At 47.6% G+C, this 319-nt stretch carries 2 tRNA genes; both read left to right on the top strand.

What is annotated here, in order from left to right:
* The first annotated feature begins 32 nt into the window (after positions 1–32).
* Positions 33–109, top strand: a tRNA-Ile gene (locus tag ACTJIX_RS14920).
* Positions 110–214: 105 nt separating this feature from the next.
* A tRNA-Ala gene (locus ACTJIX_RS14925) sits at positions 215–290 on the top strand.
* Positions 291–319: the final 29 nt, after the last annotated feature.

The following is a 319-nucleotide window of genomic DNA, read 5'->3' on the forward strand; positions in this document are numbered from 1 at the left end:
CAACAAGTTGTTCTTCATGACGATGTATCTGAGGGTCTGTAGCTCAGTTGGTTAGAGCACACGCTTGATAAGCGTGGGGTCACAAGTTCAAGTCTTGTCAGACCCACCACTACTTGAGTGAGGGTCAGCAAAACATGTTTTGCCCGAACGCAAGGCTAACGAACGAAAGTGAGTGCGCAGGCAGTAATACGATACATTGACTTATTGATAAGCTGGGGACTTAGCTTAGTTGGTAGAGCGCCTGCTTTGCACGCAGGAGGTCAGGAGTTCGACTCTCCTAGTCTCCACCACTCATTGCGATGCAATGAGTTAAACATTA

This window comes from Acinetobacter sp. 22323 (assembly GCF_052044895.1).
Taxonomy (GTDB): Bacteria; Pseudomonadota; Gammaproteobacteria; order Pseudomonadales; family Moraxellaceae; genus Acinetobacter; species Acinetobacter schindleri.